This is a genomic window from Vibrio sp. NFR (assembly GCF_027587095.1).
Lineage (GTDB): Bacteria > Pseudomonadota > Gammaproteobacteria > Enterobacterales > Vibrionaceae > Vibrio > Vibrio harveyi.
Genome location: NZ_JAPPTN010000004.1, coordinates 316,307 through 330,367 on the forward strand (window position 1 = coordinate 316,307; position 14,061 = coordinate 330,367).

Consider the following 14,061-nt stretch of genomic DNA (forward strand, 5'->3'; position numbering starts at 1 on the left):
AAGCCGCATAACGCGGCTTTTTTTATCCAAATTTAACGTGCTTATTTGTATCTTAGATACGGACTTTTAGTACTCAAGGCTGTAGTTAAGCGTGAACGTACGACCTCTTCCCTTATAGTCATAAGCAGCAGACTCATAGTGAGTTGCGTATAGGATTTGCGCACGTTGTCCCCACACCGTGGTGTAATCCTCGTTAAACAGGTTTTGGATTCCGAATCCTAATTGACCAACAGGCAGTATCACGCTGCCTAGCAAATCAAATGTTGTGTATCCATCTAACTTGTTGTTCGCATCATCTTCGTAATCGAACATAGTTTGGCTTTGTAGACGCACAGAGTAATCGTTTTGGTACCATGCTGCCCAAGCGTTCGCTTTGGATGTACTTGCCTTACCAGCACTCAAATCTTCCCACTTACCATTGGTCTTCAGTTCAGATACGACATAATGACCAGAAGCACCAACAAGAATATCGCTGGTTACCCAGTAGTTGATGTTTGCTTCCGCACCATACACACGTTGCTCGTCATCCACACTGGTAATCAGCAAAGTTTTACGGTCGTATTTGATTGAGTTATCTGACAACGAGTAATAACCCGCTGCTTGAAGAGACAACGCTTCCTTATCTAAACGGTAACCAATTTCGTAACTGTCCGTTTTAATGCCTGACAATTTAGAATCAGATACATTGATGCTGTCCTTTAGTGCGTAATGACCATTTGCATCTACTGCATCGTAACTGCCCTGACCATAGTATTTCGCTGGGTCCGCCAGTTGGAAACCTTGGGAGAAGTTAGCCCAAACTTGCGACTCATCATTCAACCGATAGATAGTGCCAAGGTTGAATAGGTTAACTGAGTAATCTGTACTGCCACCTGGTACTGAATCAGCCGACGTTCCCGCTCCTGCAGCAATCTTCTTCTGCACACTATAAGCGACAAAGTCATCAACTTTGTTATCCATGTATTGATGGCGATAACCTGCTTGTACAGACCAATCCGAAGTAATTTGGTAGTCCCCTTGAATAAACAGTGCGTAAGAGGACACGTCTACACCAGGGTAACGACCAACTTGTACATACGTCTTGTTTATCAAGTTTCCAGAATTATTAGCAATCGTCGAATCGAAGAGTGCTTGGTTACTGTCGAAACGATCAAGATAAGCATCAATACCATAGATAAGATTAAAATCGTTCCAATTCTTCGCTAACGCCAGACGCCCTGCAAAAATCTCTGTTTCTTGCTGAGAAGCACTTTGGAAATATGGTGTGAAAGTTTGGTCTTCACTTCGATAGGACAACTCACCAATCAATTGATGACCTAATACAGACTCATGGCTGTAACTTGCACTAAGAAGAACACGTTCTGTGCCGTGTTGGCGATCAGATTCAAATCCTTTACGTACATCGACGAAATCGCGCCCCACAATGTACAGACCATAAGGCGAGTCTTGTTGACTATCATAGTATTGCGCAACTAGGCTAAGCTGGCTTTCATCTGACGTTTGAATCTCCGCAGAGCCCATCACATCAAGCGTTGAATTGTACTGCAGTGAACCTTGTGAGATGTCCGGCGTGACAATGTCACCATTACCATCATAGAAACCCTGAGTTTCGCCGTACACCACCGAACCACGCGCACTTACTTTGTCGTTTCCGCCAGAGACAGATTGGGCAACCTTATAATCAAAATCGTCACCACCATTAAAACCGGTCGTACCGCTCACGTAAGATTCAAATGCAAGTTCATCTGACGTCGCTTTCTTTGTGACAATATTTATCACACCACCCGTTGCGCCGGCACCGTATATCGATGTCGCACCGGATAACACCTCAATACGTTCAATATTGAATGGGTCAATCGCGTCGAGTTGACGACTGATTGGGCGTGAGGATTGTAATGACACCCCATCGATCATAACCAACATTGCACGCCCACGGAGGTTCTGCGCGTAGTTAGTTCGACCACCCGTACCAACGTCTAATGACGGAATCGTTGCCGATAAGATGTCACCAAGGTTTTTTCCTGCTCGGTATTGTTGAGCGATCTGCTCTTGATCAACGAACCAAACCGTACCCGGAATGTCTGAAATGGACTTAGGCATAACACTGCCAACCACCACTACTTGTTCATCCGCATTACTCTGTTTGCTTATATTAGATTCTTCTGCAAGTGCTTGAATTGCATAGCCACTGCTCATCGCAAGCATGATGAGATTTAAAGAAAACTTCCTTTTTATCATTGTCTTTATCTTTTTATAAATTACAGAGTCGACAATAATACTCATTCTCAATCATAGATCGAGCACTGTTACATATGTTATATGTTTGTTAATTTACGGTACTTCGAGATTTGACGAGTTGCTTATTTTCCTCTGTTCGAGGGCAATCTTCGCACAGTTTTCGCCCTTCACATTTGTAGACTAAACAGCAGCTTTTTCGGACTAATTTCAAAGGACGCTCGTCTGAAAAAGCGTACAGGGATGATGTATTTTCAGAACTTAACCCAAGCGCTTCCAACCACAACTTTGCATGCTGGTGAATGAGCTCGTCACTAAATTGAGGAAAATGTTGCTGGAGTCGGATCAAGCATGCCATCACACCATCAGACATCAATTGATGAGTAAAGCCCGGGCGTATGCGAGTCCAATCACTCATTTGAATCTGATAGAAGTCATAAAGTGCACGTATTTGCTTACCAGCTTCGACAATCAGTTCTTCAATTTCACCATGAATATGCTGTTCATCAGCAAAGCGGTAACCCGTGACAAACCCTTGTTGCACGTATTGCCCCATCCCCCGTAGATTTGGCAAAGTGTGAAATCCATAGATCGAAATGAATGCCACATACATAGGCTGCCAACAAAGCAGGTCCCATGTTCGAGTTAGCCAATAGGCTTTACCCGCTTCAGGGTGCGCTTGAGAAAGCGATTGATAGAGTGATTGTACAATTGGATTGATGTTGTTATCGATATGGATTGCACTAGCACCAATCTCACCAATACTGCCGTGTAAGAATGGCGTGACTTCCTTTGAGTAATGGAAGAGTTGCGGAAAAAACTGCTCAGACATTGTTGTGTTTACGTACGTTTTTGTTTGAACGCAGTTATACGCAAGCCAAGCACTCAATGCAAATAATTATCAGTAATGTTTACACTGTGTCACTTTGACGTGCCACAGGGCATTAAAATCAATAAAAAGCCGCAAATAAACGGCAGCAAAATAAACCATTAAACCGCGAAGATGCACCAAAATGGTTCGGTTTAACGTCAGAACTAGTGGATAAAAACATTCCAACAACACCAGCTCAAAGGCAGCGTAACACTTTGGCTCCGTAGCGTGAGTTATTCCCAATTATTAGACATTACTATTTCCTATGAAATGGAATGTGAACAAGGCTAAGTATTTTTTTCTTGAATATAGAAACAATAAAAGTCCCTGTTTCTAATAAGGAAATTAAACATGTTGTATCTTGAGTTTCTATTTTTGCTCGTGATGCTGTATATCGGTTCACGGTATGGCGGCATTGGTCTTGGTGTTGTTTCAGGTATTGGTTTGGTCATTGAGGTTTTCATCTTCAAGATGCCACCAACCTCCCCACCCGTCACTGTAATGCTGATCATCCTTGCGGTGGTTACTTGTGCTTCCATTCTTGAAGCCGCTGGCGGTTTGAAATACATGTTGCAGGTAGCCGAGCGCGTACTGCGTAAGAACCCTAAGCGCGTTACCCTCATTGCACCGTTCGTCACTTACTTTATGACCTTTCTACTTGGTACTGGTCACGCGGTATACTCCATCATGCCAATCATTGGTGACGTTGCGTTGAAAAACGGCATTCGCCCTGAGCGTCCGATGGCTGCGGCATCCGTTGCTTCTCAAATCGCAATCACGGCATCACCAATTTCAGCCGCTGTGGTTTACTACCTAGCACAGCTGTCTGACATTCAACACGAAATCACCTTGCTATCTATTCTTCTCGTAACAGTACCAGCAACTTTGTTTGGTACGCTGTTGATGTCGCTATACAGCTTAAAACGCGGTAAAGAGCTTGAAGATGACGAAGAGTACCAAGAGCGTCTAAAAGATCCGGTTTGGCGTGAGAAAATCTTAAACACAACGGCAACTTCTTTGGACGAAGTGCTTCCAGCGAGCGCACGCAACTCTGTTTTGCTGTTCATTCTGTCGATTCTTGTGATCGTCGTTATTGCGATGTGGCCGGAAGTACGAACCATCGTCGATGGCGCGAAGCCAATCAGCATGGCGGTGGTTATTCAGATGATGATGCTCTGCTTCGGCGGTATTATTTTGCTTGCGACCAAAACCGACCCACGTGACGTGCCAAACGGCGTTGTTTTTAAATCCGGCATGGTGGCAGCAATTGCTATCTTCGGTATTGCATGGATGTCAGATACCTACTTCCAATACGCGATGCCTCAATTCAAGTCCGGCATTGTTGAAATGGTAACCAACTATCCTTGGACGTTCGCACTCGCGCTATTCATCGTATCAGTAGTAGTGAACTCTCAAGCAGCAACAGCGCGTATGATGTTACCTGTTGGTCTCGGACTAGGCTTGGACCCTGCACTGCTTATCGGCTTAATGCCAGCGGTTTACGGCTACTTCTTTATCCCTAACTACCCTTCTGATATCGCGACAGTAAACTTCGATACTTCAGGTACGACTAAGATTGGCAAGTGGTACTTCAACCACTCATTCATGTCTGTGGGTTTAATTGGTGTGATTGGCGCTTGTTGCTTGGGTTACGTGCTAGGACAAATGATCATTCCTTCGTAACTAACCAACTTATAGTTTGGGGCGAGTCATTGTACGTTAATGTACAGCCTGAAGTGACTCGCCCTTTCTTTATTCTCAAAGCTATACAGCGAGAAGAAGTTAAAGAAGAAAGTCGTCATCGACAGCAACAAAATGGTCCGCGCAATCAATCAAGGTTTGGGAAGTTAACTTTGGTACGCCATACACTGTGACTTTCTTGTTAAAGCGTTGCCGAATGCGTTCCACCAACAAACTAAAATCGCCATCGCCAGATACCAGAACCACTTCATCCACTTCCGGCGCAATCTCAATCGCATCTAGTGTAATACCTACATCCCAGTCGCCTTTCGAGCTCCCATCACGACGTTGAATATAAGGTTTAAGCATCACCTCAAACCCAACACCACGCAAAATATGGTGGAACTGACGCTGTTTTGGGTCATTGCTCGCAATGGCATAGGCACGCGCACTCACCACTTCTTTTCCTTGTGTCGCGACATACCAAAACTGGTTGTAATCAAAATTGCTGCGGTACGCTTCACGACAGGTGTAATACACGTTCTGTACGTCGACTAAGATTGCGATCTTTTGTTTGCTTTCAGAGTTCATCTATTTAATACGCTTTATTTGTTTGCCGCATACCCTATGCCACTTTGGACCAAAGCACAATGAGCTAATTCCACTAAACTTACCGTATAACGTGATAAACGAAGTCTCGCGTTTCAAGGAGGGAGCCATGAACAAGTCGACGTTAGCCCTTTTGCTTGCATGCCTCATATCAGGCAATGCGTTTGGTTATCCAGCACACTCACAGTACTGGCCACATCGCAGTGTCCTATACTTTGCCCCTGCGAATGACGACCACGTAAAACAGTTTTTGCTCGAAGCTTTGATGAATGAATGTGAATTGGAAGACCGCGATGTGATCACTTTAGTGATTGCAGAGGACGGTTTTACTGAACCTTCATGGTTAAAAGAAGAGTTCGATTTGAAAATGCTGGCTGCTCTCTACGAAGTCAAAGCAGGTCAACACACTGCGATTCTTTTGGGTAAAGACGGAGAAGAGAAACACCGCTGGGGTGCGAAGACTGATTGGCAGTTCATCAACGATTTGATCGATGAAATGCCAATGCGAAAAAGAGAGATGCAACAGAAACGCAGTCCTTGCGCGATCTAATGCTTAAGACTAAGTCTTCAGTTATTTTCCAAACCAATCCAATTTGTTGTGCAATTGCGTCACGCTGCCAACCACAATCAACGCAGGGCTCACTGCTTGTTCTGCCATATTAGATAGCTCGTTCAGCTTACCTTGGAATACACGTTGCTCTGTGCGTGTGCCGTTTTCAATGATAGCGCATGACATCTCTGGGTCTAATCCATGTGTGATAAGCTTATCCATGATATGACCGCTTTGTTTCAACCCCATATAGAACACAAGCGTGTTGTTTGACTGCGCTAGCGAGTGCCATTCAATCTCACGACCATCTTTTTGTACGTGGCCAGTAATGAACTGAACGCTTTGCGCGTGGTCACGATGCGTTAATGGAATACCTGCGTAAGCCGTTGCACCCGCAGCAGCTGTGATACCCGGAACCACTTCGTATTTGATGCCGAATTCTGCTAGCTCTTCTAGCTCTTCACCGCCACGACCAAAGATAAATGAATCGCCGCCTTTTAGACGTACAACGCGTTTACCTTCTTGCGCTTTTTGCACCAAGATTTGGTTGATTTGATCTTGAGGCACGCAGTGAAAGTCCAACTTTTTACCTACGTAGATCATCTCTGCTGATGCGTGCGCCAATTCTAGAATGTCTTTCGACACCAATCGGTCATACACCACAACTTCGGCTGCTTGAATGGCTTTTAAGCCTTTTACTGTCAGTAAATCTGGGTCACCCGGACCTGCACCAACAAGAGAAACAAAGCCGCTGTTTAAAGATGAGTTAACAGTTGTCATATCAACGCCTATTAAAAAAATTTAGATATAAAGAGAGACTCTGACAAAGAAACGCTTTTTATAACCAAATAGCTTATTAGTATATGGGAACGAGGTTCCCTGCTCTGAAGTTCCTTCATCTAAGGAATGACAGGCTTTTCGCTTTGCTTGTTATCGCATTAGATGAGCAGTATTTGTTGAATTGCCCCTATATGAGTCATTCCCGAAATCGACGAAGGAGCGTAGTCGGGAATCTCTCAGTTCAAGCCCAAAGAGAGTCCCGACTTGTTCATTACCTAATATTGGTAATAAACCTCAATTACTTAGCCATTGCAGGCTGTGCTTTTACTTCTTCTTCAGCATTGATAGAAGGCGCAGTTTTAGCGTGAGTTAGGTACAGTGGAATACAAGTCATCACTAGACCACCAACGATGTTACCTAGGATGGTTGGGATAAGGTTGAAGTTCAACCAAGTCGCAATACCGAAATCAGCACCTAGAATCATACCTAGTGGGAATAGGAACATGTTTACCACTGTGTGCTCAAATACTAGTGCGAAGAAGATGAAGATTGGGAACCACATCATTGCTACGCGACCAGATACTGAACGCGCTGTCATGTTGCCGATAACGCCTAGACACACCATTAGGTTACAGAAGATGCCGCGAACGAAACACGTGATCCATCCGTCCATACCCATGTTTTCGAAACCAAGACTACGTGCTGTAGAAACAGCGACGAATTTCTTCGCTACTGCGTTCAATTCTAGAGAGAAGTTACCTGTTAGAGAGATAGCCACTAGGTAAGCAACGATTAGAGAACCGATTAGGTTACCCAAACCAACCAAACCCCAACAACGGAAGATACGACCCCAAGTGATACCAGGACGGTTTGCAAATTTAGCTAAAGGAGCCAGACCAAAAACACCTGTTACTAGGTCGTAACCCATCACACTTAGAATCACGAAACCAACTGGGAAGACAAGCGCACCCACAACGCCCACGCCCGTTTGTACGATAGTCGTAATAGCCACAACCACCGCCAGTGACAGGATGATACCCGCCATTGTACCGCGGAGTAGCAAATCGCGAGTACTGGTGTTGGTTTTCGCTTCACCCACGTTGATCATGGTTTGAACGAATTCTGCAGGCTTAAAATCAGTAGACATGAATGTGTCCTTATTCAAAAAGTGAAAGTTAAAAAATTAAAGATTGAATAGAGAAAGGCTTCCCGTTAACTCAGTAACATCTCGCTTCCCTGTCCCCCGCAGATGACTCTGGAAAGCCTTTACCTATTAAATCTAGATTTCGGTTCATTCCCTCCCCCTTAGAGGAGGGAATGGAAACCACGCTTATGCAGAAATCTCTACTTCGCCGTTGGTTACGCGCGTTTTGTACGCTTTCACGCTAAAACGCTCGTCTTCCATGCACGCACCTGTAGTCAGGTTAAAGCGCTGCTTTTTAAGTGGGCTTGCCACCCAAAGCTCGCCTTGGTGCTCACAGATCAAACCGCGAGAAAGCACGTTTGATTGGAAGAACGGATCTGTGTTGCTGATCGCCAGCACTTCTTCTGCTTGTGTTGGGCGGAATACCGCAACTTGCTGACCATCAACCAGTGCACAAACACCCGTGCCCGGTACGATGTCGCTGATTTGGCAAATCTTTTCAAATGACATAATCAACCTTCCCTTATGCTTCAGTGATCGCTACGTGTAGGATGTCGCCTTTCGCTTCAGGGTGTTTTTCCGTGAAGGTTGCTGGGCGGTGCTGTTCACGCTCTTGTACAAACACGACGTTTTCATCGCGCTTGTCAGAGTTGATGAAGTGCGCGAAACGAGTCAGTTGTGATTCGTCGTTGATAGTCGCAGTCCACTCACACTCGTATTCGTCGACAAGCTTCGCTACGTCTGCTTCTAGTTGCGCGTTGATGCCAAGTTTGTCTTCAACAATCACTTCGCGTAGGTAGTCAACGCCACCTTCCATGTTTTCCATCCAAACTGATGTGCGTTGTAGTGGCGCAGCAGTACGGATGTAGAACATCATGAAGCGGTCGATGTACTTGATTAACGTTTCTTTATCTAGGTCACTTGCAAGTAGGTCTGCGTGACGAGGTTTCATGCCGCCGTTACCACATACGTACATGTTCCAGCCTGCATCAGTCGCGATGATACCAAGGTCTTTACCTTGTGCTTCCGCACACTCACGAGTACAGCCAGAAACACCGAACTTCATCTTATGAGGTGTACGAATGCCTTTGTAACGGTTCTCGATGTAGGAACCTAGACCAACAGAATCTTGAACACCGTAACGACACCACGTTGAGCCAACACAGGTCTTCGCCATACGAAGTGCTTTTGCGTACGCTTGACCTGTTTCGAAACCAGCGTCGATAAGCTTGCGCCAGATCTCTGGAAGATCGTCTTTTTGAGCACCAAACAGACCAATACGTTGAGCACCAGTGACTTTGGTGTACAGGTTGTATTCAGCAGCAACGTTCGCTAGCGCACCCAGTGCTTGAGGCGTTACTTCACCACCCGCCATACGTGGGATCACAGAGTAAGTACCGTCTTTTTGGATGTTACCTAGGAAGTTATCGTTCGTGTCGTGCAGCTTAACCAGTTGTGGCTTAAGAATGTGCTCACCCCAGCAAGAAGCCAAGATAGAACCAGCCAATGGTTTACAAACTTCACAGCCGTAACCTTTACCGTATTTTTCTAGAAGCTCATCAAACGTTTTGATCTCTTCAATGCGGATTAAGTGGAATAATTCTTGGCGTGAGTATGCAAAGTGCTCACACACGTCGTTCTTCACTTCGATACCAGATTTAGCAAGCTCAGCATTTAGAACAGAAGTGACTAGAGGAATACAACCACCACAGCCTGTACCTGCGCCAGTCACGGCTTTGATGTCGCCCAATGTGTGGTGACCATCAGCAACCGCTTGTGCGATCTTGCCTTTGGTTACGTCGAAACAAGAACAGATTACTGCGCTTTCTGGTAGAGCGTCTGCACCTAGTGCTGGTTTCTCAGCGCCTGCGTGTGCAGGAAGGATCAACGCATCCGGGTGCTCTGGCAGGTCGATTTCGTTCAACATAAGTTGAAGTAGGTCGCCGTAGTCCGAGGTGTCACCGACCATAACCGCGCCAAGCAGTTTCTTGTTGTCTTCAGAAACGATAAGACGTTTGTAAACTTCTTGCTCTTCGTTTTGGTAAACGTAACTCTTACAGCCTTCGGTACGACCGTTTGCGTCACCGATTGAACCTACTTTTACACCAAGAAGTTTCAGCTTCGCAGACATGTCTGCGCCTTCGAATTTGCTTTCTGTGTTACCTAGTAGATGATCAACGGCAACTGTCGCCATCTTGTAGCCAGGAGCAACAAGACCGTAGAACATTTCATTCCAAGACGCACACTCACCGATGGCGTAGATGTTCTCATCAGAAGTCTGACAATGGTCGTTGATAGCAACACCGCCACGAGGTGCCACTTCTAGCTCCATTTGGCGTGCTAGTTTGTCTTGTGGACGAATACCTGCGGAGAATACGATGAAGTCTGTTTCTAGCTCTGAACCGTCAGCAAAACGCATAACGTTGCGTGCATTTGTGCCTTCTGCCGCGATCTCAAGCGTGTTTTTGCTAGTGTGAACGTTCACGCCCATGCGCTCGATCTTTTGACGAAGTTGGTTACCACCAGCTAGATCAAGTTGCTCAGCCATTAGCTTTGGTGCGAACTCAACAACGTGCGTTTCTACACCTAGTGCTTTCAATGCACCAGCTGCTTCAAGACCTAGCAGACCACCACCGACAACAACACCTGATTTGCTCTTCTTCGCACACGCTTCGATCGCTTTAAGATCTTCGATAGTGCGGTAAACAAAACAGTCTTTGCTTTCGTGACCTTTGATAGGTGGAACAAATGGGAATGAGCCAGTAGCAAGAATCAGCTTGTCGTATTGAACTTCACGACCAGTGCTTGAGTAAACAATGCGGTTTTCACGGTTGATGTTAATCGCACGCTCACCGATCAACATGTTAATGCCGTGTTTCTCGTAGAAGCCTTCTTTCACTAAAGAAAGTTCATCTGCAGTATGGTGAGAAAAGTAAGAGGAAAGGTGCACACGGTCGTATGCGACACGAGGTTCTTCACAGAAAACCGTAATGTCCATATTAGACATATCAGCTTTCTCGACTAAGTCTTCGATATAACGGTGGCCTACCATACCGTTACCGATGACTACTAGCTTCAACTTGCTCATTGTACTTCCTAAGGGTTAGGTTCTTATAACTGAGCGCATTGTTAAATGTGAAAGAAAATTAATACATGATGTAAATCAATTACGGAATCAAACTACCCTAAAGGGGTAGATAGGTTAAAACCCTCGATTTAAAAGGGTCTAACGGTAAATTTGCTACATCTTTGTGTGGTAATTCATCACCGAGAAGATAAACTCTTAACATTTCTTCATAAATGAAATGAATCTATTTGGCTGGTACGTGTTGAAAACGGTTTAGCAGTATTGAATTTGTTTGAAAAAATTCAACATTTTATGATGCGATAGAACTAGAGCAGAGTAAGCCCTACTCTTTTACACCATTAGGCTCTGCTGATTATATTTCAATTGGTTTGTCCATAATCACAACGTTGCGTCCTTTATCTTTGGCTAGGTATAAGTTTTTATCCGCAACCTCAAAGGCTTGTTCGAGTGCTTTCTCGCATGCATCCACACTCGGATAAGGCGTTATTTTTGTCAGAGGCACCGCCCCTACTGAAATGGTCACAACTTGTGATGGAAGATTTTTGGCATGTGGAATGGCTAAAGCCTCTACGGCTTGTCTTAAATGTTCTACTTTTGCTTGAAGCACATCTAAGGTATTCCCGTAAACAAGCAAGGCAAACTCCTCGCCGCCTAATCGAAACGAAGGTTGGTCTTTACCTAGAAACGAGCGAAAGAGTTCAGCAACATCACATAACGCGTTATCCCCTTCGATATGTCCGTATGTGTCATTAAACTTTTTAAAGTTATCGATATCGCACAAAACGAAGCAGGCATAATTCATACTACCTACCGTTTGCTGAACAAACAGTGGTGCAGTACGTTTATACAAGTAACGCGACCCTAATCCCGTCAAGGCATCAGCATCAGTTTGTTGACGAAGAACGCGCAACTGGTTTTTGATTTTCGTAATCAAGCTGGAATATGAACGAGCTAAGTCACCAATTTCATCCGATCGCTGAATTTCAGGAATATACGATTGGTCGATCTTTTCAATGTCTTTTTTCATCGACATTGAAAGACGCTTGAGTGGGCTAACAATCCACATGGTGACCATGTATATCATCACCATAGAGATTAACGAAGCGATTAACGCCTCATTAAGCAGCTCTTTAATTAGCGTCGTTTTGATAGTGTCGAGTTTACTTGCATCTAATACCGCCCAAATGTAGCCACCGTTTACGTTTCTTAAAGGCAGACAAACATGGAGCACCGATAGATTGGCATCGTAGTAGAAGTCGGTTTGTCGAAGATAATCTTTTGTCCATGGCAGATTGGTATCTTGATTGAGCCCCTTACTGATTTGTAGTGCCTCTAAATCAACCTTTGCTTTGTTGATAAGGTATTGGAGCTTATTACGCTTAATTTCATCTGTGTCAGGCGTCGCCGCCAAGATGTGCTCAAGGTTCCCCTTTTGCGCTTGGAGCGCCCTTACCTCCTGATCGCTGACATCAATTCGCCACACTTGATTGGATTGTGCCAAATATCGAACTGCCACTTTTTGTTCTTTGTAATCTGACGTGCCGGAGACCTCAACAAACAGTAGACCATCGATGGCTCTGAAGTTCTCTTTGGTCGAAGGCATCATCAAGTTTGCGTAATTACGACCCGCTATAGAGCCGGAGAGAAACGTCATTTGTGAAGACAGATGCGTTTTCGCCATAATCACTGCATGCTCGATACGCATATCCCATTCACTTTGGAAGCGCGTATAGGACAACCCAGAAATAATGGAAACCACTAAGACCAGATGCGATAAAAAAAGCATCTGGTTTATCGTCAACCAACCGAAAACTCGATTACTCACTTTGGACTACTGCTTATCTTTGTACACATCCAAAACGGGCTCTGCGCAAGTACCGTTTATACAGATGTCCTGATAAGTAGTATGGCAACTTTGACAAAACGAAGGCGCCAATGAAGGATGTGAATGGCTGATGTCTTTTCCTTTACGGTCATAGCTGCCATAAATTGCCATACCTCCAATATGTTCTGTCACCCACACGATACCTTCTACTTCTGAAATCGCCACCGCAGTCGGTCCATCTGTATACGGACCGTGAGTTTTGTATTGCTCTATTTTGTTCGGATTCACTCGGATAGTAAGTGGTGACCCCTGACCATTGTTGATCCAGCTGTAGGCTCTTACGGATTCTTGAATAAATAGTGAAGTATCTGGCGGCAGGACAGTATCTGCAGGTAGGTTTTGTGACTCTTTAACAACGGGCCAATCTTGCCACCCTTCTGGGTAACTTGCCATTGACGCTGCAAAAGCAGTATAAGATGCAGTGCTCATCATCAAGACTACGATTTGCCTGCTCAATTGTCTTAACACGTGTGTTTCTCCATAAACCGAATACGCTCTTCCTGAGCAAAAAGACTAACACTTTCATATATTAACAAGTGTTAATATATGATGTTATCAATTAGCCCTTAGTAATGCACATAGTTTATAGACAACAACGTTCTGTTAATACAGTTGAATGATCAAATTGGGATCGTTGAGCAGTTATGCCCAGTCGAAAATCAGGGTGAAATAGAATTAAGAGTTAGATGTAAAGGTTATTGATACTTTTATCGAAGAATCACAACGAAAAGGCGAATTCTCACGACCGATTGGTCAGAGGTCTGAATTGAAACAAGAAAGAGAATGGAGGCGCCTCCCGGAGTCGAACCGAGGTCCACGGATTTGCAATCCGCTGCATAGCCACTCTGCCAAGGCGCCATAGTGTTTCGTATTGAAACTTTGAAAGGTTCGTAAGAGCGTTTGCTCTTTCGATTATCACCACGTTACTAAACCGAGATAGAGTCGTTTATCTTCAACGCCTTCGTTTTAATAAGCAGCAATTATACAGTAAACATTCAATAGATATGTAATTGTACTTTATTGAATGGAGGCGCCTCCCGGAATCGAACCGAGGTCCACGGATTTGCAATCCGCTGCATAGCCACTCTGCCAAGGCGCCTCAACTGGAGCGACACACGAGGTTCGAACTCGTGACCTCAACCTTGGCAAGGTTGCGCTCTACCAACTGAGCTAGTGTCGCATAATTTGAGATGGTGACCCGAGCCGGAATTGATGGTCC

The 14,061-nt window shown here is 44.8% G+C and carries 11 protein-coding genes and 3 tRNA genes; 2 read left to right on the top strand and 12 right to left on the bottom strand.

Going from position 1 to position 14,061, the window contains the following annotated elements; genetic code table 11:
- Positions 1-66 precede the first annotated feature (66 nt).
- Together OH463_RS10150 and OH463_RS10155 are read right to left on the bottom strand one after the other, a co-directional pair.
- Complete coding sequence (locus OH463_RS10150; RefSeq protein WP_269991203.1) at positions 67-2,238, bottom strand: TonB-dependent receptor; 2,172 nt, start codon at positions 2,236-2,238, stop codon at positions 67-69.
- A gap of 88 nt (positions 2,239-2,326) precedes the next feature.
- Complete coding sequence (locus OH463_RS10155; protein WP_269991204.1) at positions 2,327-3,067, bottom strand: siderophore ferric iron reductase; 741 nt, start codon at positions 3,065-3,067, stop codon at positions 2,327-2,329.
- A 390-nt stretch (positions 3,068-3,457) separates the two neighbouring features.
- On the opposite strand from OH463_RS10155, the gene OH463_RS10160 reads away from it, so the two are divergent.
- The gene (locus OH463_RS10160) at positions 3,458-4,789 is read left to right on the top strand and encodes an anaerobic C4-dicarboxylate transporter (RefSeq protein ID WP_005446939.1); all 1,332 of its coding nucleotides are present in this window, start codon (positions 3,458-3,460) and stop codon (positions 4,787-4,789) included.
- 99 nt (positions 4,790-4,888) lie between these two features.
- On the opposite strand, the gene OH463_RS10165 is transcribed toward OH463_RS10160, so the two are convergent.
- On the bottom strand, positions 4,889-5,377 hold the full coding sequence (locus tag OH463_RS10165) for a LabA-like NYN domain-containing protein (protein ID WP_269991205.1): 489 nt from the start codon (positions 5,375-5,377) through the stop codon (positions 4,889-4,891).
- Positions 5,378-5,504: 127 nt separating this feature from the next.
- On the opposite strand from OH463_RS10165, the gene OH463_RS10170 reads away from it, so the two are divergent.
- Positions 5,505-5,945, top strand: coding sequence for a DUF4174 domain-containing protein (locus OH463_RS10170; protein WP_009696657.1), 441 nt, complete (start codon positions 5,505-5,507; stop codon positions 5,943-5,945).
- A gap of 21 nt (positions 5,946-5,966) precedes the next feature.
- Here OH463_RS10170 and cobA read toward each other — a convergent pair whose 3' ends face one another.
- From cobA to OH463_RS10215, 9 genes are all read right to left on the bottom strand, one after another.
- Positions 5,967-6,725, bottom strand: a complete 759-nt coding sequence (cobA, locus tag OH463_RS10175) for a uroporphyrinogen-III C-methyltransferase (RefSeq protein ID WP_009700199.1) — start codon at positions 6,723-6,725, stop codon at positions 5,967-5,969.
- A gap of 298 nt (positions 6,726-7,023) precedes the next feature.
- Positions 7,024-7,872, bottom strand: coding sequence for a formate/nitrite transporter family protein (locus OH463_RS10180; protein WP_005446948.1), 849 nt, complete (start codon positions 7,870-7,872; stop codon positions 7,024-7,026).
- Positions 7,873-8,055: 183 nt separating this feature from the next.
- Complete coding sequence (gene nirD / locus OH463_RS10185; RefSeq protein WP_005387969.1) at positions 8,056-8,379, bottom strand: nitrite reductase small subunit NirD; 324 nt, start codon at positions 8,377-8,379, stop codon at positions 8,056-8,058.
- A 13-nt stretch (positions 8,380-8,392) separates the two neighbouring features.
- Complete coding sequence (gene nirB, locus OH463_RS10190; protein ID WP_045487527.1) at positions 8,393-10,957, bottom strand: nitrite reductase large subunit NirB; 2,565 nt, start codon at positions 10,955-10,957, stop codon at positions 8,393-8,395.
- 352 nt (positions 10,958-11,309) lie between these two features.
- Entirely contained in the window at positions 11,310-12,662 is a 1,353-nt protein-coding gene (locus OH463_RS10195; RefSeq protein ID WP_080654200.1) for a sensor domain-containing diguanylate cyclase, read from the bottom strand.
- A gap of 126 nt (positions 12,663-12,788) precedes the next feature.
- On the bottom strand, positions 12,789-13,274 hold the full coding sequence (locus OH463_RS10200; protein WP_009696661.1) for a hypothetical protein: 486 nt from the start codon (positions 13,272-13,274) through the stop codon (positions 12,789-12,791).
- 352 nt (positions 13,275-13,626) lie between these two features.
- A tRNA-Cys gene (locus tag OH463_RS10205) sits at positions 13,627-13,700 on the bottom strand.
- Between the two features lie 167 nt (positions 13,701-13,867).
- Positions 13,868-13,941, bottom strand: a tRNA-Cys gene (locus OH463_RS10210).
- 5 nt (positions 13,942-13,946) lie between these two features.
- Positions 13,947-14,022: transfer RNA gene (locus OH463_RS10215), tRNA-Gly, on the bottom strand.
- Positions 14,023-14,061: the final 39 nt, after the last annotated feature.

Excerpts from the sequence above, each read along its gene's own strand:
- cobA (WP_009700199.1), bottom strand. The coding sequence starts at position 6,725 with ATGACAACTGTTAACTCATCTTTAAACAGCGGCTTTGTTTCTCTTGTT.
- OH463_RS10155 (WP_269991204.1), bottom strand. The coding sequence starts at position 3,067 with ATGTCTGAGCAGTTTTTTCCGCAACTCTTCCATTACTCAAAGGAAGTC.
- OH463_RS10165 (WP_269991205.1), bottom strand. The coding sequence starts at position 5,377 with ATGAACTCTGAAAGCAAACAAAAGATCGCAATCTTAGTCGACGTACAG.
- OH463_RS10160 (WP_005446939.1), top strand. The coding sequence starts at position 3,458 with ATGTTGTATCTTGAGTTTCTATTTTTGCTCGTGATGCTGTATATCGGT.
- nirB (WP_045487527.1), bottom strand. The coding sequence starts at position 10,957 with ATGAGCAAGTTGAAGCTAGTAGTCATCGGTAACGGTATGGTAGGCCAC.
- OH463_RS10195 (WP_080654200.1), bottom strand. The coding sequence starts at position 12,662 with ATGCGTATCGAGCATGCAGTGATTATGGCGAAAACGCATCTGTCTTCA.
- OH463_RS10180 (WP_005446948.1), bottom strand. The coding sequence starts at position 7,872 with ATGTCTACTGATTTTAAGCCTGCAGAATTCGTTCAAACCATGATCAAC.
- OH463_RS10200 (WP_009696661.1), bottom strand. The coding sequence starts at position 13,274 with ATGATGAGCACTGCATCTTATACTGCTTTTGCAGCGTCAATGGCAAGT.
- OH463_RS10150 (WP_269991203.1), bottom strand. The coding sequence starts at position 2,238 with ATGATAAAAAGGAAGTTTTCTTTAAATCTCATCATGCTTGCGATGAGC.
- OH463_RS10170 (WP_009696657.1), top strand. The coding sequence starts at position 5,505 with ATGAACAAGTCGACGTTAGCCCTTTTGCTTGCATGCCTCATATCAGGC.
- nirD (WP_005387969.1), bottom strand. The coding sequence starts at position 8,379 with ATGTCATTTGAAAAGATTTGCCAAATCAGCGACATCGTACCGGGCACG.